Below are 627 nucleotides of genomic sequence, written 5' to 3' on the forward strand. Positions count from 1 at the left end.
CGTCGTCGACGATGTTGAGGATGCGGAAGCGTCGGCCATTGGCGAACTGGTCGTGGACGAAGTCCAGCGACCAGCGCGCGTTCGGCCTCGCCTCGACCAGGATCGGGGCACGGGTCCCCACGGCCTTGCGGCGAGCCCGCCGTTTGCGGACGGTGAGCCCTTCCTCGCGGTAAAGCCGGTAGATCCGGTTGATCCCCGATGGCTCGCCCTCCCGCCGCAGTAAGACGAACAACCGGCGATAGCCGAAACGCCGCCGCTCGTTGGCAAGATCGCGCAATCGGCCATGCAGAACTGCGTCCGGCGGGCGGCTGGAGCGATAGCGAATCATCTTCCGATCCGCCCCCACGATCGAGCAGGCCCGCCGTTCCGACAGGCTCATGACGGCCTGCAGATGCGCGATCGCAGCGCGCTTGGCGGCGGGCCCTACCATTTTTTTGAAAGGAGCTCGCGAAGTGCGGCCGCATCGAGCATCTGCTCGGCCAGAAGCTTCTTCAGCTTCCCGTTCTCCTCTTCCAAGGCCCTCAGCCGCTTCGCTTCGGAAACGTCCATGCCGCCGAATTTGGCCTTCCAATTGTAGATCGTCGCCTCGGAAACACCGTGCTTGCGAGCCAGGTCGGCTGTCTTCGC

Annotated in this window: 1 pseudogene; it reads right to left on the reverse strand. The window is 64.8% G+C overall.

Annotated elements, in window-relative coordinates:
• A pseudogene (locus tag I6F20_RS37595) lies at positions 1–627 on the reverse strand (transposase); the annotation flags it as partial.

The organism is Bradyrhizobium sp. IC3123, assembly GCF_020193625.1.
Lineage (GTDB): Bacteria > Pseudomonadota > Alphaproteobacteria > Rhizobiales > Xanthobacteraceae > Bradyrhizobium > Bradyrhizobium yuanmingense.